Annotated in this window: 17 protein-coding genes and 1 pseudogene; 4 read left to right on the forward strand and 14 right to left on the reverse strand. The window is 61.6% G+C overall.

The genetic code is table 11. From position 1 onward, the window contains the following. Positions 1-2 precede the first annotated feature (2 nt). Both ACP6KB_RS17795 and ACP6KB_RS17800 read right to left on the reverse strand, forming a co-directional pair. Positions 3-749, reverse strand: coding sequence for an SDR family oxidoreductase (locus ACP6KB_RS17795; protein ID WP_442108632.1), 747 nt, complete (start codon positions 747-749; stop codon positions 3-5). A gap of 86 nt (positions 750-835) precedes the next feature. Continuing rightward, a complete protein-coding gene (locus ACP6KB_RS17800; RefSeq protein WP_442108634.1) occupies positions 836-1492 on the reverse strand; it encodes a hypothetical protein in 657 nt (218 codons plus the stop codon). Between the two features lie 360 nt (positions 1493-1852). Between ACP6KB_RS17800 and ACP6KB_RS17805 the strand changes: the two genes are divergently transcribed. Both ACP6KB_RS17805 and ACP6KB_RS17810 read left to right on the forward strand, forming a co-directional pair. Next, positions 1853-2281 carry a DUF411 domain-containing protein gene (locus ACP6KB_RS17805; protein ID WP_442108636.1) on the forward strand — a complete coding sequence of 143 codons (429 nt, stop codon included), beginning with the start codon at positions 1853-1855 and terminating at the stop codon, positions 2279-2281. A gap of 10 nt (positions 2282-2291) precedes the next feature. Then, positions 2292-2726 carry a YqaA family protein gene (locus ACP6KB_RS17810; RefSeq protein ID WP_442108638.1) on the forward strand — a complete coding sequence of 145 codons (435 nt, stop codon included), beginning with the start codon at positions 2292-2294 and terminating at the stop codon, positions 2724-2726. On the opposite strand, the gene ACP6KB_RS17815 is transcribed toward ACP6KB_RS17810, so the two are convergent. From ACP6KB_RS17815 to ACP6KB_RS17840, 6 genes are all read right to left on the reverse strand, one after another. Further along, a complete protein-coding gene (locus tag ACP6KB_RS17815; RefSeq protein ID WP_442108640.1) occupies positions 2723-3304 on the reverse strand; it encodes a DinB family protein in 582 nt (193 codons plus the stop codon). The two genes, ACP6KB_RS17810 and ACP6KB_RS17815, sit on opposite strands and share 4 nt — an antisense overlap. An 11-nt stretch (positions 3305-3315) precedes the next feature. Beyond that, complete coding sequence (zapE, locus tag ACP6KB_RS17820) at positions 3316-4434, reverse strand: cell division protein ZapE (RefSeq protein ID WP_442108642.1); 1119 nt, start codon at positions 4432-4434, stop codon at positions 3316-3318. 128 nt (positions 4435-4562) lie between these two features. Further along, positions 4563-5711 carry a PQQ-dependent sugar dehydrogenase gene (locus ACP6KB_RS17825; protein WP_442108644.1) on the reverse strand — a complete coding sequence of 383 codons (1149 nt, stop codon included), beginning with the start codon at positions 5709-5711 and terminating at the stop codon, positions 4563-4565. 30 nt (positions 5712-5741) lie between these two features. After that, positions 5742-6017 (reverse strand): hypothetical protein, encoded by a 276-nt coding sequence (locus ACP6KB_RS17830; RefSeq protein ID WP_442114332.1) that lies wholly within the window; start codon positions 6015-6017, stop codon positions 5742-5744. A 164-nt stretch (positions 6018-6181) separates the two neighbouring features. After that, positions 6182-7141 (reverse strand): agmatinase, encoded by a 960-nt coding sequence (gene speB / locus ACP6KB_RS17835; RefSeq protein WP_442114333.1) that lies wholly within the window; start codon positions 7139-7141, stop codon positions 6182-6184. 22 nt (positions 7142-7163) lie between these two features. After that, on the reverse strand, positions 7164-8243 hold the full coding sequence (locus ACP6KB_RS17840; protein WP_442108646.1) for a polyamine ABC transporter substrate-binding protein: 1080 nt from the start codon (positions 8241-8243) through the stop codon (positions 7164-7166). Between the two features lie 100 nt (positions 8244-8343). Between ACP6KB_RS17840 and ACP6KB_RS17845 the strand changes: the two genes are divergently transcribed. Continuing rightward, positions 8344-9234, forward strand: coding sequence for a LysR family transcriptional regulator (locus tag ACP6KB_RS17845; protein WP_442108648.1), 891 nt, complete (start codon positions 8344-8346; stop codon positions 9232-9234). A 1-nt stretch (position 9235) separates the two neighbouring features. Here the strand turns inward: ACP6KB_RS17845 and ACP6KB_RS17850 are convergent, their stop codons facing one another. The 4 genes and pseudogenes from ACP6KB_RS17850 to ACP6KB_RS17865 all read right to left on the reverse strand — a co-directional run bounded on the left by ACP6KB_RS17850 (position 9236) and on the right by ACP6KB_RS17865 (position 13654). Further along, entirely contained in the window at positions 9236-11680 is a 2445-nt protein-coding gene (locus ACP6KB_RS17850) for a TonB-dependent siderophore receptor (protein ID WP_442108650.1), read from the reverse strand. Between the two features lie 222 nt (positions 11681-11902). After that, positions 11903-12781 (reverse strand): FecR family protein, encoded by an 879-nt coding sequence (locus ACP6KB_RS17855; RefSeq protein ID WP_442114334.1) that lies wholly within the window; start codon positions 12779-12781, stop codon positions 11903-11905. Next, positions 12782-13295, reverse strand: a pseudogene (locus ACP6KB_RS17860) (sigma-70 family RNA polymerase sigma factor); the annotation flags it as partial. Positions 13296-13399: 104 nt separating this feature from the next. Beyond that, positions 13400-13654, reverse strand: coding sequence for a hypothetical protein (locus tag ACP6KB_RS17865; protein ID WP_133210199.1), 255 nt, complete (start codon positions 13652-13654; stop codon positions 13400-13402). A 132-nt stretch (positions 13655-13786) separates the two neighbouring features. On the opposite strand from ACP6KB_RS17865, the gene ACP6KB_RS17870 reads away from it, so the two are divergent. Then, on the forward strand, positions 13787-14107 hold the full coding sequence (locus tag ACP6KB_RS17870; RefSeq protein WP_442108652.1) for a DUF883 family protein: 321 nt from the start codon (positions 13787-13789) through the stop codon (positions 14105-14107). An 88-nt stretch (positions 14108-14195) separates the two neighbouring features. On the opposite strand, the gene ACP6KB_RS17875 is transcribed toward ACP6KB_RS17870, so the two are convergent. Beyond that, entirely contained in the window at positions 14196-14822 is a 627-nt protein-coding gene (locus tag ACP6KB_RS17875) for a response regulator transcription factor (protein ID WP_442108654.1), read from the reverse strand. After that, positions 14822-16621 carry a PAS domain-containing sensor histidine kinase gene (locus ACP6KB_RS17880; RefSeq protein WP_442108656.1) on the reverse strand — a complete coding sequence of 600 codons (1800 nt, stop codon included), beginning with the start codon at positions 16619-16621 and terminating at the stop codon, positions 14822-14824. The genes ACP6KB_RS17875 and ACP6KB_RS17880 overlap by 1 nt, the downstream gene beginning before the upstream one ends. Between the last annotated feature and the right edge of the window lie 193 nt (positions 16622-16814).

The raw sequence follows: 16814 nt of genomic DNA on the forward strand, positions 1-16814 counted from the left end.
AGTTAGCGCCCGCCGCCCAGGTCGATAAAGCTACCCGTGGAATAGGACGCCTTGTCGGACAGCAGCCAGAGAATCGCTTCGGCCACCTCTTCGGCCTGTCCGCCACGGCCCATGGGGATGCTCGACTCCAGCTTGCTGACACGCTCGGGGTCGCCGCTCAAGGCATGAAAGTCGGTAAAGATATAACCCGGGCGCACGGCATTGACGCGGATGCCATCATCGGCGACTTCCTTGGCCAGGCCCACGGTGAAGGTGTCCAGCGCACCTTTGGATGCGGCATAGTCGACATATTCATTCGGGGCGCCCAAACGTGCGGCCACCGAGGACACGTTGACGATGCTGCCGCCCTGCCCGCCCTGGCGCTTGGACATGCGCTGCACGGCATGCTTGCTGCACAGCATCGGCCCGACCACGTTGGTTTTCATCAGCTTGAGCAGGCGAAATTCCGACATATGCTGCAGTTGGTTCTTCTGGCCAATGGTCCCGGCGTTGTTGACCAGTGCCGTCACTGGCCCGAGCTCGGCATCGACCCGCTGGAACAGGTGAACGATCTCATCTTCGACACTGACATCGGCCTTGACCGCAATGGCCTCGGCACCCAGCTCACGAACCTCGGCCAGCACCCGCTGGGCGGCCTCGTCGTCGCTCAAATAGTTAACGCAGATACGATACCCTTCACGGGCTGCCAGACGTGCGGTCGCGGCACCAATACCACGACTGGCGCCCGTGATCACAATGACTTTGTCCATGGATACTCCTTGCCCCAATAGCGTTTGCAGCTCAAGGCTAACGCACAGAAAGCAAGGCGTGAAGGTGCTTGAAGCCGCAGATGACATCAGTGCGTTTTAGTTGTGATGCTCGCCGTGCGTATCCGTACCCTGGCTGCCTCTATCAAGTAAGCCTCGACCGTTGCCCGGTGTTGGGCATAAGCCTTGCGATCCAAACGGTACAGCCCACCGACGATGTGCACCACCATGTCACGTTGGGTTTCTGTCCAGAAGTCAAAATCGCGCACCTCTACCGACAAACCGATGTTGACGGCGAACACCAACAGCACCACATCGCCCGCCTGGTTTTTATCGCAGGGTACGGCGATAAATTCGGAATATGCCCCGCCGTTTACACCCTTGCTGAAGAAGCGGCCGGCAAACCCGGTTTCCTTGATCTGGCCGACTGCGTATGCCACCTGCTCCGCCAGATCATCCGCACCTGCTTCACCTGCGACCTTGGCGACAATGCCTTTTAACTCTTTAGCCGATCTGACCACCCGGGCAGGCTCGGTGATCAGGCTCTGCAACTGGCAGCCGTGCTTCTCCAGACGGTTGCGGTAGCGATCCATCCAACTTTTCCAGTGCACTTTGGCGTCAAAGGCCTTGCTGGCAAACAGGCGCGCCTGCAAGAACAGGCTCAATGCATCTTGGCGTTCTTCGGCCGTCACCGATGGCGCGAAGGTGATCAAGGTGTTGTCTGTCTGGTAGGTTTTCAGTGGCACACTAAGGTTCATCGGCTTTGCTCCATCGCTTACCGTGGGTGTGCCAATACACTGCGTTTTACCCCAGCGACAGCGCAGTGGGAGCGGCTTCCGGGCCAGCTGACAAATTTGTAATCCACCCCTCAGTTTGCTGACAGACACCATCGGCTACTGTAGCGCCACTCTTGTTCATGGGCGGCAACAGGCCGCGCTGCGCCTGCAGAGCAGTTACGCTATCCTGCTGAGCAACCGCTGTGTTCTCGTGTCGTCCCTGGAAGCCCACGTCCATGGCCACCGAGCAGTTCCGTGATTGATGGCGATATCGGCCAGACCCGCGAGGTCGTCGGTGTCCGCCTGCGTTTCTAGTCTTGGAGATCCACCATGTTACGCAAAAAAATTGTCGCTTTCGGCCTGCTGGCCCTGAGCACCCTGGCCCAGGCCGGGCAAACCATCGATGTCTATCGCGACCCTAACTGTGGCTGCTGCAAGGAGTGGATCAGCCACCTGCAAGCCAACGGCTTCACTGTCAACGACCATGTTGAGCCAAACATGAGTGAGGTCAAACAGCGCCTGGGCGTGGCCCCGCGCCTGGCGTCGTGCCACACCGGCGTGATCGACGGCAAATTCGTCGAGGGCCACGTGCCGGCCGAACAGGTCAAACTGCTGGCCAAACGTTCCGATCTGCGCGGCATCGCCGTACCGGGCATGCCCATCGGCTCGCCCGGCATGGAAATGGGTGACCGCAAGGACGCCTACCAGGTGATCGGCCTGACCAAAGACGGTCGTGACGAAGTGGTCGCCAACTACTGATCTGCGCTGAATGTTGAGTGAATGGGCGCTGTTTTTCAGCGCCTTTGGCGCGGCGACCCTGTTGCCGCTGCAATCCGAAGCCGTGTTGGTGGGCTTGCTGCTGCGCGACCCACAGGCCGTCTTCACCCTGCTGCTGATCGCCACCCTGGGTAATGTGCTGGGTTCGATCGTCAACTGGCTGTTGGGCCGCGGCATTGAACACTTGCGCGATCGGCGCTGGTTTCCCTTCTCTGCGGCGCAACTGGAAAAAGCCCAGCATCGCTACCAGCGCTATGGCCAATGGTCGCTGCTGCTGAGCTGGATGCCGGTGATTGGCGACCCGTTGACCCTGATCGCCGGCATCATGCGCGAACCGTTCTGGCGCTTTGTGCTGCTGGTGACCCTGGCCAAGGCTGGCCGCTACGCCGTGCTGGCCTTGCTCACCCTGGGCTGGATGGGAAGTTAGCGTCCCCAGATCTGCGCTTCGGTCCAACCCAGTTCGGCAAAGTCCTGAGCACGCAAATGGGCTTCGTCTTCGCAGAAGAACTCATCCAGTTGGGGCGGGCGTACCGAGCTGTCACTGAGCATGGCGTGCACCTGCCCGCGGTGATGAATCTGGTGCTCGAACAGGTGCGACAGCAGGCGCAAACGCTGTTCCCGCTGGACCCAGTCGGGGCGCACGATACTCACATAGCGTTGCAACTGCTCGTCATGCAACTGGCTGCAGTAGGCAATCAAGCGGTGGTCGGCCTGCGCTTGTTCCTCCCTCAGTGCCTCACAGCTGGAAAACGGCTCTTGCGGCTCGAAGAAGCGTTCGCTGTCCGGCTCCGGCGCCTCGCCGCGTTGCTCCGACTCCAGGGCATTGAGGTAAAACCAGTCCACCGTGAGGATATGGTTGAGCGTGGCCTTGATCGAGCCGAAGAAGCTGCAGCGCGGTGCCACGAACTCATCCTGGCTCAATTGCAGGCAGGCCTTATACAGCCTGTGGTTGGCCCAGCCATTGTGGTAGGCCTGGGTCAGCAGGTAATGCGATAGCGGCTGCATGATCGACTCCTTCAACAGAAGCGTTGCAGTTGCATCTCCCGCAAGCGGCTCAAGGTTCGCCGGAACGGGAACGCTAGATACCCTTGAGTGTAGAGTGCATCCAGCGCTACCTCAGCTTCCAGATACAGGGCGATCCGACGGTCGTAACATTCATCGACCAGGGCAATGAAGCGCCGCACGCCATCATCGTTCACCGACAGTTGCGGTAACACCCGGTCACCGGCCAGCACTTGGCTGGCCGCATCTTCGGTACCGCGGGCAATCTTCGCCGGACGCTGGCGAGCACCGAGGGCGGGCACTTCGCCCAGCAGGATGGCGCTGAAGTTGTCGCACAAGGCCATAAAATCCATGGCCGCGAAGGGTTGTTCACACAGATCGGCATAGCGACACCAGATCACCGACTCGCTGCGGCGTACCACCGACAGCAGCCGTGAACCGATGGCCAAGGGCTGCTCCGAGGCTGGCTGGGCGCCGCTCAACTGACTGAACACCTCGGCCAATGCACAAGGCTGACCTGGTGCCTGCACCCAGTAACGCTGGCGCTCAGCACCGGGATGCAGGCGATGATCCTGCTCACCCGCCACCGGCAGCACTTGCATGTGCTGCTCAATGGCCGCGATGGCCGGCATGAAGCGCTCGCGGTTGAAGCCATCGTTGTACAACTGGTCGGGCGGCTGGTTGGAGGTCGCCACAATCACCACACCGGCCTCGAACAGCACCTGGAACAAACGGCCGAGAATGATCGCATCGCCGATGTCGTTGACGAACAGTTCGTCGAAGCACAACACGCGGATTTCATCGGCCAGAGACACCGCCAGGGCGTGCAACGGATCGGCGGTGCCATTGAGCTGGAACAGACGCTGATGCACCCAACGCATGAAGTGGTGAAAGTGCTGGCGCCGGGAAGGCACTTGTAGGCAGCGGTGGAACTGGTCCATCAGCCAGGTCTTGCCGCGCCCTACCGGCCCCCAGAGGTATACGCCCTGTGGCGTTTCACCACGCTGCAGCGCATTGAAGCAGGCCTCCAATGCGCTGGCGGCCTGCAACTGCGCCGGGTCACTGACAAAACCATCGCGCTCGAGGGCTTGCTGGTACAGCTGTAAAGGAGACTGCTCGGTGAAGCAGGACATGGACCGCGCCTGTTGCCAAAGAACGCCATTCTGGCGATGAAACGCCTTGCGGAGCAAGCGCTGTAGGAGCGGGCTTGCCCCGCGATTGCGGCCTGTCTGTCACACCGCCTCGCGGGGCAAGCCCGCTCCTACAAGTCCAAGCCCACTTTGAGCAATGCGCCGTCTTCGGCATCGGTCAGTACGTAGAGGTAGCCATCCGGCCCTACCCGCACATCGCGAATGCGTGCGTTGAGCTCGCCCAGCATTCGCTCTTCATGCACGACTTTGTCGCCATCGAGCTGCAGGCGGATGAGTTCCTGGCTCGCCAACGCACCAATGAACACGCTGTGGTCCCACGCCTTGAAACGCGGGTTGTCGTAGAAGGCCATGCCGCTGATCGCCGGTGATTTTTCCCAGACATGATGCGGGTCAACCATGCCCTCGACATGCTCACCCTCGGCTTCCGGTATCGGCAGCAACGAATAATTGATGCCATGGGTCGCCAGCGGCCAGCCGTAGTTCTTGCCCGCTTGCGGCAAGTTGATTTCATCACCACCGCGCGGGCCATGTTCGTGGGTCCATAACTCGCCCGTCCAAGGGTTAAGCGCCGCGCCCTGCTGGTTGCGGTGGCCAAACGACCATATCTCCGGGCGTACATTGGCCTGACCGACAAACGGATTGTCTTTCGGTACGCCACCGTCCGGCAGCAGGCGCACGACCTTGCCCTGCAGCTTGTCCAGGTCCTGGGCGGTGGGGCGCTGATTGTTCTCCCCCAGTGCAATGAACAGGTAACCCTCACGGTCGAACACCAGGCGCGAACCAAAGTGAATGCCATTCGACAGCTTCGGCTGTTGACGGAAAATCACCGTGAAGTCTTCCAGTTTGGCCAGGTCGCTCGACAAACGCCCCCGCCCCACCGCAGTACCGGCTTTACCGTCTTCTCCACCCTGCTCGGCATAGCTCAGATAAACCATGCGGTCCTGCTTGAAATCCGGTGACAGCATCACATCCAGAAGCCCGCCCTGGCCTTCGGCCCATACCTGAGGCACACCACCCAGCGGCGCCCCCACCTTGCCTTCAGGGCTGACGATGCGCAAATTGCCTACCCGCTCAGTGACCAGCATGCCCTTGCCTTCGGGTAAGAAAGCCAACGCCCAGGGGTGGCGCAAGCCTTCGGCGAGGGTGCTGACGGTGATGCTGCCCTCCTCGCTTTTCAACTGCCGCTCGGGCGCGGCGTGGGCCAGCAGTGGCAGCAGCGCTGCGGTCAACAGGGTGGGAATCCAGGTGCGTAGGGACATCTGCGTTTCCTTCCAGGGAGGGCCGGCCACTCAAGGCGTGCGGGTCGATTCGCGCGGCGGCCGGGTGGGATCCAGGCGAGGTGTGGACTGCTCGCGGCGCATGTCTTGGCCATTGCCGATGCCGCGGTTCTCGACGGTGGGCTGGCGCGGGATGGGTTGGGTTGAAGGGCCACGTACCGGTGGTGTGGCCTGCACGCTGCCTTGGCGGCTGTTGGGATTGGCGCGCATGATCGGGCTGTTGTAGGGGTTGTTCGGCGAAGCGGCCAGCTGTAACGGCGCGGTGTGTTGCGCCGCCAGTACGGGCATGCTGATCAGCAGGCTCAGCGTCAGGCCTGCCAGGCCCAACCAGGATCTGTTCACGGGATACCTCCTGCGCGAAACGACGCGCCCTAGCTTTGGATAGCCTAAGGCGCGTCGGGTTCGCGAGGAAACCGCAAAATCTCCTACAGATAATTCATTTTGTTACCAGCTCAGTCGACCTTATGCCGAGCGGCATATAAGCAGAGCATTTCCATGGCCAGGGTGGAACCGGCCAGGGCGGTGATATCGGCATGGTCATAGGCCGGGGCGACTTCCACCAGGTCCATGCCCACCAGGTTGATACCGCGCAGGCCACCGATGATCTCCAATGCCTGTACCGTGGTCAGCCCGCCACACACCGGGGTACCGGTGCCGGGTGCGTAGGCCGGGTCGAGGCAATCGATGTCGAAGGTCAGGTACACCGGGTGGTCACCGACGCGCTGACGAATCGCCTCGACAATCGCCTGGCAGCCGCGCCGGTGGACCTGGCGCGCGTCCAGTACCGCAAAGCCCTGGGTGTCATCATTGGTGGTGCGCAAGCCGATCTGCACCGAACGCGAGGGATCGACCAGGCCTTCACGGGCGGCATGCCAGAACATGGTGCCGTGATCGACGCGCCCTGCCCCTTCCTCGCAGGGCCAAGTGTCGCTGTGCGCGTCGAAGTGAATCAACGACAGCGGGCCATGTTTGGCGGCATGGGCCTTGAGCAGCGGATAACTGATGAAATGATCGCCGCCCAGGGTCAGCATGGCGCAACCGGCCGCGAGGATCTGCTCGGCGTGGGCCTGGATGCTGTCGGGGATGGTGTGCGGGCTGCCATAGTCGAAATTGCAGTCGCCGTAGTCGATCACCGCGAGGTGGTCGAACGGGTCGAACTCCCATGGCCAGTGACGGGCCCAGGCCTGCTGTACCGACGCGGTGCGTATGGCCCGCGGGCCGAAGCGCGCGCCAGAACGGTTGCTGGTGGCGGTGTCGAACGGCACACCACTGACCACCACATCGACCCCGCGCAAATCACGGGTGTAACGACGGCGGGAGAAACTGGTGATGCCGGCAAAGGTGTTTTCGGCGACGGTGCCGTACAGGCTGTCGCGGGTTATTGCCTGGTCGTTGTCGGGGGCGAGGTCCATCATCGGGCTCCTGTTCTAATGATTATTGGCGGGTACGGAAAGTCGCCCACACGCGGGTACGCTGGCGCATGTCAGCCAGGGCCATGCTGCGGTCGGCAAACAAACGGGCGCGTACGGCTTCAGGCGGGTAGATATCCGGGTCGTTACGCACGGCTTCGGCGACCAGCGGCGTGGCCGCGAGGTTGGCGTTGGCAAAGAACAAGGTATTGGTCAGCGGCGCGACCGAATCGGGGCGCAGCATGAAGGCGATGAAAGCGCGGGCGGCCTGTGGGTGCGGTGCGTCTTTGGGAATCACCAGGTTGTCCTGCCAGATCAATGTCCCTTCACGGGGAATCCGGTAGATCACCTGATACGGCTTACCGGCCTGACGCGTCTGTTCGGCAGCCATGGCGGCATCGCCGTTGTAGGTGAGTGCCAGGCACACGCTGCCGTTGGCCAGGTCGCTGATCTGCCGACCACTGGCGACATAGCTGATCGACGGCTGCAACTGCTTGAGCAATGTCTGGGCGGCGGCCAGATCCTCCTTGTTGCGGCTGTAAGGGTCCTTGCCCAGGTAATGCAGGGCCACGCCGATCACTTCCTGCGGCGAATCCGACATGGCAATGCCGCAGTCCTTGAGCTTGCTGGCGTATTCGGGCTTGAACAGTAGATCGAGGCTGTCCAGCGGCACATCGCCGACGCGCTGACGCACCGCCTCAAGGTTCATGCCCAGGCCCAGAGTGCCCCAGGTGTAGGGCACGGCGTACTGGTTGCCGGGATCGACTTCAGCCAATTTGGCCAACAAGTCTTTGTCCAGATTGCTGTAACCCGGCATCGACTGCGCCTGCACAGGTTGCAGGGCACCGGCGGTCAACGCCCGGGCCAGCAGGCTGGAGGACGGTACCACCACGTCATAACCGCTGCCGCCGGTCAGCAGTTTGGTTTCCAGCACTTCAGTGGTGTCGAAGGTGTCGTAGCGCACCTTGTAGCCGGTTTCTTTTTCAAAGCGTTGCAAGGTCTCTGGCGCCACATAATCGGCCCAGCTGTAGAGGTTGAGGACGTTCTCTTCGGCGTGTGCTGGCAAAGCCAGCACCAAGGGGAGCAACCACAGGGATGTACGCATGTCGGGCACCTGTATCAGTGGGTGCCGCCAGCATGCGCGCCGGGTTACATTAGTAAAATGACAAGTTAGTTAAGCTGACATTCACCGGGAGCAATGTTTGATGCTCGGACAACTGCACGACCTCGACCTGCACCTGTTGCGCCTGTTCGTCACCGTCGTCGAGGCCGGCGGCTTCAGTGCCGCCCAGGGTGTGCTGGGCCTGAGCCAGCCCAGTATCAGCCAGCAGATGGCGCGCCTGGAGACACGCCTTGGCTACCGCCTGTGCAGCCGTGGCAAGGGCGGTTTTGGCCTGACCGCCAAAGGCGAGGTACTGCTCAAGGCAACACGGGAATTGCTGGTGCAGATCGACGCGTTCCGGCATCAGGCCAACGGCGTGGCCGGGCGCTTGCTCGGCGAGGTGCGGGTAGGTATTTCCGAGGCTCAGGACAGCAGCGTGACCCTGCGTCTGGCGCAGGCGATCGAACGCTTTCGCCAACGCGACGAGTCGGTACGTCTGGAACTGGTTAGCGCCATGCCAGCCGACCTTGAGCGCTTGCTGTTGCAGCAGCGCCTGGACCTGGCCATCGGCTACTTTTCCGGTAAACAGACGGCGTTTGACTACACGCCCTTGTTTGAGGAAAACCAACGCCTGTACTGCGCCAGCCACCACCCGTTCGCCACTCTTCCAGCGCTGAGCCTGGACACGCTGCGCGAGGCGGATCAGGTCGAGCACCCCTACAGCTTTCTGAAAACGCCCGCGCCACTGAGCGGCGGTCGAGCCTCAGCGCGCTCCGAGCAGGTTGAGGGCGCCTTGGCTTTTATTCTTTCAGGGCGCCACATTGGCTACCTGCCCTGCCATTTCGCCGCCCCGTGGGTCGAGCGTGGCCTGCTGCACGGCCTGGACCCGGCGCTGAATTTTCAGGTGCCCTTTGTGCTGGCCCGCCACCGCGCTCAGGTGCCGAGCGACGCTCAGCAGGCCTTTAGCGACGACTTGCTGAGCGCCTTCACTTGACTCAATAGGCCATCGACCAGGTCAGGGTGTAAGTGCGGCCACGGCCCTGATAATCGTAAAGGTAGGCAGGGCCGTAGGTCGGTGAGTAGAACAGCGTGGCACGCTGGCCCCAGACCGTACTGTACTGTTTGTCCAGCAGGTTCTGGATACCGGCACTGAAGGTCCCGAACCCGGTGTCCTGGCTGCCCAGCAGGTCGAAGGTGGTGTAGCCGTTGATCTTGTGGTCGGCATCATCTTTGAGGGTGAAGGCGTGGTTGGCTTGCAAGCGTGCACTGCGCCCCTCCTCCTTCCAGCCGATAAACGCGGTGGACTTGGACAGCGAGGCATAACGCGCATCGCGCTTGATCCAGTCGCCGTCCTTGTCCTCTTCTTCAGAGCGCACCAGGTGCAGGGTGCTACCGGCTTCCCAGCCGCTTTCGAAACGGCGGGTCAGTGCGCCTTCGAAACCGAAGTCGCGGCTTTTCTGATCCTCGACATTGATGGTCAGGGTGGCCATGTCAGTGGTGATGATCTTGTCCGACCAGATGTAATACAGCGCCGCCTGGGCGTCCCAATCCAGGTCGGCGTAACGCCAGCCCATTTCCACCTGGCGACTCTTGATCCCAGCCAGCGGGTTGTCTTCGACACTCAAGCCGGGCTTGCCGTAATACTTGGCTGGGTCCGGCAAATCGAAGCCTTCGCCATAGTTGGTCCAGACCTGATGACCATTCTTGAAGTCGTAGATGGTGCCGAGGTTGAACAGGTTGACCTGGTAGTCGTTACTGCCGCCGGGCACGTTCTTGAAGTTACCGACATCAACATCCATTTGCTGGCGACGGGCACCACCAGAGAAGGTCAGGTTATCGGTGGCGTGCCAGTCCAGCTGAGCGTAGTACGACAGGCCATCGACGCGATAACTGGGATACCGCGGGGCTTTGCTGGCTTTATCCAGGTCAAGGCCACCACTTTCAGACGAGGTCAGGGCGTCGAAAGTGGTCTGCTCGGCGTTGAAGCGCTCGCGGTCCAGGTCCACGCCGTAGGTCAGTTTCAGCGTATCCCATTGTTTGGCGAACAGGGCCTTGAGGCTGCTGACTTCGAAGTTCTGCTGCGACGCGGCGAAGTACACACCCTTGACCCCCGCAGGTTTGCCGGGGTTGTAGTACGGGAACGGGTAGAAGTTGTCGTCTTCCTTGCGGTACGACGCCTGCAGGTAGAAGTCCTGGCCGAGCACATCGCTGTGGTGATAGTTGGCGTTGAGCAACAGGCGCTTGGTACGTGGTTCCAGGTCGGTGGAGTAACCGCCGCGCAGCTCGGCATCTTCCAGGTTCGACGGTGCGTTGTGATTGAGGTTGGGGAAATAGATCCCGGTGCTGCCGTTGTTGCCGGAGTCGTAGTACTGGGCCAGCAGGTCGAGGCTCTGTTGCTCGTTGAAATTCAGGCCGAGACTGCCCAGCACGTCGATGGTGCGGTTGTATTGCAGGTCGGTCTGGGTGTTGTCGATGAAGATCTGATCACCGGCGCCATCATAGAAGGCTTCATTCTGCTCGGCAGAAACGCCCAGGCGCGCGTTGACCCGCTCGTTGCCAGCGCTGACCGACTGAGCAATGCGTGTTGCAAGGTCATCACTGTTGTTGAAGCCGCTGCTGGCACCCACCTGGGTTTCGAAACGCGTCGGCCCCGCTTCACCCTTCTTGGTGACGATGTTGATGATGCCGCCGGTGGCGCCGCCACCGTACAGGGCGCTGGCACCGGACAGCACTTCCACGCGCTGGACGTTAAACGGCGAAATGCTGTCGAACTGGCGCGACAGGCCACGGGAACTGTTCTGGCTGACCCCATCGATCATCACCAGCACGTTGCGACCGCGCATGTTCTGGCCGTAGTTGGTACGCCCTTCCGGCGCCAGGTCCAGGCCCGGTACCAGCTTGCCGATGGCTTCCTTGAGGCTGACACCACTGCTGATCTGCTCATTGAGCTGCTGCTGGTCCACCACCCAGACGGTGCCGGGGATTTCACTGATCGAGGTGCTGGTGCGCGAGGCGACGCTGACTTCAATCGGCTTGAGGTTGACGCTGGTTGGTTGAGCCTGGGCCTTGCGCAGGATAATCGTGCGCGCATCGCTGAACTGCCAGCTCATGCCGCTGCCCGCCAACAGTTGCTGCAGTGCCTGGGCAATGCTGTAGCGCCCCTCCAGCGCCGGGCTGTGCAAACCGGCAACGTCGGCCGTGGTGAACAGCAAATGCACACCGGCCTGATCGGCAAAGGCGGTCAGCGCCAGGTCGAGGTCCTGGGCCGGTAACGACAGGCTGACTTCGCGGTCTTGCTGAGTGCTGGTGTGTGCAGCGGTCACCGCCTCGGCGGCGAGCGCCCAGACCGGGCCGAGCAGCGCGGCGACGGCGGTTGAAGCCAGCAGCGCATGTTTGAAGCTGCCGGTGGAGCGGGCAATTGGCTTGAGCGTACCCTTCACAATGTTCTTCCAGACAAAGGTGTAAATGAGAATGGATTGCTGATCAGTCTCACTACGACGATTGGGCGAGGAAGAACTTGCAGTGCCAAATTGAAATTTTTTTGATTACTTTCCCGGTAGGAGCGGGCTTGCCCCGCGATAGCGGTGTATCAGCCGACATCGCCTCGCGGGGCAAGCCCGCTCCCACAGGTGGTGCAAGACAGTTGCTCCCACCGTTGCGCGTCAGTACACCACCGCTAACCACGGCAAATAGGTCACCTTCAGCGCATACCGCTGCTCAAGCGTATGCAACAACCCCAGCGGGTCATCCAGGTCGAACACCCCGCTGACCTGCATCGCCCCCAGTTGCTGGTCGGACAGCACGATGCGCCCATGCTGGTAGCGTTCCAGCTCGGCCAATACCTCACGCAACGGCTTGCCATTGAAGATCAGCTTGCCGCGCTGCCAGGCCAACTGCGCCTTGGCATCGGCCGAGGCCTGCAAGGTACGCGTGCCGACCTGTGCCTCACCTTGGGCAATCACCACACTGTTCTGACTGCCCTGGCGACGCACGCTGAACACTGCGCCATTACCCTGCACCGACTCGTCCCCGGCCTCAACGATGAACGGCCGGGCATCGGCCGCGGGTTCGAACAGTGCTTCTCCTGCTTTGAGCATCACCCGCCGCTGCGCGTCGCTGAAGTCCACCGACAAAGCACTGCCACTGTTGAGCAGCACATGCGAGCCGTCTGCCAAAGTAATGCGCTGCTGTTGGCCAACGCCGGTGTGATAGTCAGCCATCAAGACCGGCGCCTGTTGCCAACTGCCGTACCCCACCAGCGCCAGCGCCAGTGACGCGGCCAGCGCGCGGCCCCAGCGAGGGCGACGTGGCGCCGCAACGGTCAGCGCTGCAGCCGCTTGCGTCTGCCCCAGATCGCCCCACAAGGCTTCCGCCTCCTCGGCCGCTGCGGTGTGCGCCGCACTCAACTGCCGCCAGCGCTGGTAGTGGGCACGATCAGCATCGCTGGCCGTACCGGAATGCAGGCGCACCTGCCAGTCGAGGGCATCGTCGGACAAATCACTGATCGGCTGCGGAACAGGCATGGCGAGGGCGTCAATCATGGTTGTGTTTGAGCCAGTCCCGGCAATGGCGCAGAGCCTGGCCGATGTATTTTGCCACCATGCTCTCGGAAACACCCAACTGTTGTGCAATCTGCGCCTGGGTCAACCCCTCAACCCGGTTGAGCAACAGCGCCTGCCGGGCGTTGGGAGACAACTGCAGCAAGGCTTCATCCAGCTGCGCCAGGCGTTCACGCGCCAGCAAGGCAGCCTCCGGCGCCGGGGCCGGGCACGCCACTTCACTGGCTGCGGCGCTGTCGTCAAGGTTACCGGCCATGCGCTGTTCACGGCGCAACGTATCGATGGCCAGGTTGCCGGCCACACGGAAAATAAAGCTGCGCGCGTGCAGCACCGAGAGCGTCTGCTGCTGCTCGATCTTGACCAGTTTCAGGTAGGTTTCCTGCGCCACGTCGGCAGCACGCTGACGGTCGCTCATGCGCCGGGTCAGAAACTGCAGCAGGTCATCGTAATGTTCCTGAAAGCTGGCAAGCAGCCCGGACACGGGAGACGTCAACATGGAGGAATTCGGAGGGCCTTGGCAGCAGAAGGTAGACGTTAATGAGAAACAGTATCGTTCAAAACACTAACGTCTTTCAACAAGGCCCGCAGCAAGACCTGCGCTTACTTGGCTGCCGCCATCAGTTTGTTGACCTCGCTGCGCACCATATTGGAGAACTCGGGCGGTGACATGCCGTCCAGCTCGGCGCGTACCCACTCGGCCCATTTGCCTTTGCGCCGTGGCTTTTCCGCGATCAGCCGGGCGGCTTCGCCCTTGGCCTTGCCCAGGTTGGTTTGCCAGAGCTCGAACAGGCGCGCTTTCTCGTCCTCGATCTGCGCCCGTTCGGCGAAGCTCTTGTTGGCCAGATTGAAACTCATGAGGGATGTCCTGCCGCTGAAAAAATAGGCGCTATCTTACACTGTAGCCAGAAGGGTCCGGCAAACCACTGCAACTTTCCGCGCCCACCGACATCCACTGTTCAACGCCTATCAATCGATGAGGAACTGCCCATGGCCAGGAAAACCACCGTGCAAGCCGAAGCTGAGCAAATCAAGGATCAGGCATTCAGCGAGCTACAGGCTTTGATCGAAGAATCGGAAAAACTGCTGCGTGACAGCGCCGCACTGGTAGGCGAAGACGCCGAAACCCTGCGCGCTCAGGTTGGGCTCAAGCTCAAACAGGCGGGTGAAGCGGTGAGTAATGTGCGCAGCAAGGCACAGCCGATGGTCGATGCCACCCATGACTACATTGGTGGTCACCCCTGGCAGACAGTGGCCATTTCTGCCGGGTTTGGCCTGGTGGTAGGGCTGCTGCTCGGCCGCCGCCCCTAACGAACAGTAGGAGTGGGCTTGCCCCGCGAAGCGATGTGACCGGTACACCGCAATCGCGGGGCAAGCCCGCGCCTACCGGGTGGTGTGATCAACGCAGGTTCAGGGGGTGCACCACCCCACAGGCGATGGCCATCCCCACCAGGGCTGGCAGGTGCTCGGCCTCCATGCGTTTCATCACCCGTGCCCGATACAGGTCCACGGTTTTCACGCTGACCTCAAGCTGCTCGGCAATCTCACGGTTGCTGAAACCCTGCACCAGCGGGACAAACACATCGCGCTCGCGCGGCGTCAGGCTGTCGATCCGTGCCTGCACCTGTGCCCGCGGCCCACTGCCCGCCAGGGTTTGCTGTGAACGCTCGAGCGCCGCTTGCACTGCGTCGAGCAACAATTGGTCGTTGTAGGGCTTTTCGATAAAGTCGCAGGCCCCGGCTTTGAATGCCCTCACCACAATCGGTACGTCGGCATGCCCGCTGAGAAAGATCACCGGCAAATCGATACCGCGCCCACGCAAGGCCTCCTGCACGCTCAGCCCGCCCATCCCGGGCATGCGCACATCAAGCAGCACACAGGCGGGCAAATGCGCGTCACAGGCGGCTAAAAACGCCTGACCACTGGTAAACGCCAGCGCCTCAATGCCCACCGACTCCAACAGCCAAACCGTTGAATCGAGCATGCCCTGGTCGTCATCGACCACATAGACTTTCGGTTGCTGCATCACTTTTCCTCTGCTCCGACGCTTGCCACCGGCGCCAGCCGACAACACAGAATCAACCCGCCCGCCGCCCCCGGCATCGCCTGCAAGGTGCCGCCAAAACCTTCGATAATACTGCGGCTCATGCTCAGGCCAAGGCCCAGGCCTTCCGGCTTGCTGGTGTTGAACGGGGTAAAGATGCCATCCAGGCGCTCCGGCGCCACACCCGGCCCCTGGTCACTGACCTGAATCTGCACCTGCCCCGCTACCGTTTCAGCGCTGAGCACAATACCTGAGGGTTGCCCGCGATGCTGCTCGCGGTTGGCATCGATGGCATTGCGCAACAGGTTGAGCAATACCTGTTCGAGCAGGACGCGATCGGCATACACCGCAGGCAGCACGTCGGCGATCTGTAGTTCGATCTGTACATGATCGCGCGCCGCCTCCCAGTCACACAGACGTACTGCCTCCAAGGCAACATCGGCAATGGCCAAGGCCTGCAGACGTCTGGGCTCTTTACGCAGAAACGCGCGCAGGCGTTTGATCACCGCTGCAGCATGAGTGGCCTGCTCACTGATGCGCTGCAAGCCCTTGGCAACCCGGACGGCGGCTTGCGGATCGCGATCCAGAGCCTGCAGGTAACGTTGGCTGGCCCCGGCATAATTGACCACGGCCGCCAGCGGTTGATTGATTTCATGGGCAATCCCCGACGCCAGCTCACCCAGGGTGATTAACCGGGCGCTGTGAGCCAGTTCATCTTGATGACGGCGTTGCTGGCCTTCGCGCAACTCGCGTTCGGTCATGTCGCGGGCCACCAACGAGTAATAGCGTTCATCACCGCTGCCTTGATGGGCCAGCAGCACCAACGACACCGGAAACGCCGCCTTGCCCTGCCAGGGAATAAGCCGCGTCTCAACCTGCCACACACCGGTGCGTTCGGCGCAGTGCCAGCCTTCGCGGTCCAGGCGTTGCAGCAAGTTCGGGTCAAGCAAGGCCTGCAGCCCGGGCAATTCAGTTACCTGCTGCAGCCCAAGGGCCTGACGCGCCGAGCGATTGAGATAGCTCAGATGACCGTCGCGATCGGTGAACAGCACCAGGTCCGTGTTGGCCTCGACCACTTCGGCCAGGCGTCGGCGGTTTTCTTCAGCCTCAACGCGCACGGTGATATCCCGTGACACGCTGACAATCTCGACCACCGCGCCAGTGTAGGTTTCGCGGATGGCGCGGCTGGCGATCTCGAACCACAAATAACGGCCATCGCGGTGACGTACCCGGCACGTCATGGTCTGGTAGCCGTCCTGCTCCAGGGCGTGGGCAGCCTGTTGCAACGACTGCTGGCGGTCCTGAGGATGAAACAGCGATTGCACAGGCACCCCGCGCAATTGTTCAGGCCAATAACCCAGCAGCCGGTAAGAGGCCGGTGAGGCATCAAGGAAACAGCCGTCTGGGCTGTGGCGGGATATCAGGTCGGTGGTGTTTTCCGTGATCAGGCGATACAGGCGTCGTGCCTGACTGGCCTCTCGTTCGGCCTGACGCTCCAGGCTGGCGTCACGGCAGCGCAGCAATACCTGATCGGCGCTGGCGGGGATGAACGTCCAGAGCAGAATGCGCTCGGCCACCAGCGCTTCGACATCACTGATAGCGCGCCCCTGGCGCAAACAGGCATTGACCAGCGCCTGGAAGTTGCCGGGCAACCAGTAGTCGACCGTGCGCTGCGGCCAGGGGCCAAGCATGGCCTGCAAGGCCGGGTTGACCTCCAGCACGGCGGCAGAGGCGTCCAGCAGCAGGCTGGGCTGTGGATCGCTGGCGAGCAAAAGCGTCATGGCGGCACTCAGTCGATGGGCCTGAAAGCCAATATAGTACTTCTACTATATTGCTATAGTCTATCTTCCAAGTACCATAGCGACTCACGTAAAAATGTGACACCTGAAGGGCCAGCCCTTCACGACACCTGATCAGAGCTAACAATCAGCCACCGGGGGTTTGCAGTACGCCATACAGGCACCCCCTGCACAG

Origin of the sequence: Pseudomonas sp. NUPR-001 (genome assembly GCF_052147955.1) — a bacterium.
Classification (GTDB): domain Bacteria; phylum Pseudomonadota; class Gammaproteobacteria; order Pseudomonadales; family Pseudomonadaceae; genus Aquipseudomonas.

Bases quoted from the DNA above. Each gene is read 5' to 3' on its own strand.
- ACP6KB_RS17825 (WP_442108644.1), bottom strand. From the start codon at position 5,711: ATGTCCCTACGCACCTGGATTCCCACCCTGTTGACCGCAGCGCTGCTG.
- ACP6KB_RS17810 (WP_442108638.1), top strand. From the start codon at position 2,292: ATGTTGAGTGAATGGGCGCTGTTTTTCAGCGCCTTTGGCGCGGCGACC.
- ACP6KB_RS17880 (WP_442108656.1), bottom strand. From the start codon at position 16,621: ATGACGCTTTTGCTCGCCAGCGATCCACAGCCCAGCCTGCTGCTGGAC.
- ACP6KB_RS17815 (WP_442108640.1), bottom strand. From the start codon at position 3,304: ATGCAGCCGCTATCGCATTACCTGCTGACCCAGGCCTACCACAATGGC.
- ACP6KB_RS17805 (WP_442108636.1), top strand. From the start codon at position 1,853: ATGTTACGCAAAAAAATTGTCGCTTTCGGCCTGCTGGCCCTGAGCACC.
- ACP6KB_RS17855 (WP_442114334.1), bottom strand. From the start codon at position 12,781: ATGATTGACGCCCTCGCCATGCCTGTTCCGCAGCCGATCAGTGATTTG.
- ACP6KB_RS17845 (WP_442108648.1), top strand. From the start codon at position 8,344: ATGCTCGGACAACTGCACGACCTCGACCTGCACCTGTTGCGCCTGTTC.
- ACP6KB_RS17795 (WP_442108632.1), bottom strand. From the start codon at position 749: ATGGACAAAGTCATTGTGATCACGGGCGCCAGTCGTGGTATTGGTGCC.
- ACP6KB_RS17870 (WP_442108652.1), top strand. From the start codon at position 13,787: ATGGCCAGGAAAACCACCGTGCAAGCCGAAGCTGAGCAAATCAAGGAT.
- ACP6KB_RS17840 (WP_442108646.1), bottom strand. From the start codon at position 8,243: ATGCGTACATCCCTGTGGTTGCTCCCCTTGGTGCTGGCTTTGCCAGCA.
- ACP6KB_RS17830 (WP_442114332.1), bottom strand. From the start codon at position 6,017: ATGCCCGTACTGGCGGCGCAACACACCGCGCCGTTACAGCTGGCCGCT.
- ACP6KB_RS17865 (WP_133210199.1), bottom strand. From the start codon at position 13,654: ATGAGTTTCAATCTGGCCAACAAGAGCTTCGCCGAACGGGCGCAGATC.
- zapE (WP_442108642.1), bottom strand. From the start codon at position 4,434: ATGTCCTGCTTCACCGAGCAGTCTCCTTTACAGCTGTACCAGCAAGCC.
- ACP6KB_RS17875 (WP_442108654.1), bottom strand. From the start codon at position 14,822: ATGCAGCAACCGAAAGTCTATGTGGTCGATGACGACCAGGGCATGCTC.
- speB (WP_442114333.1), bottom strand. From the start codon at position 7,141: ATGGACCTCGCCCCCGACAACGACCAGGCAATAACCCGCGACAGCCTG.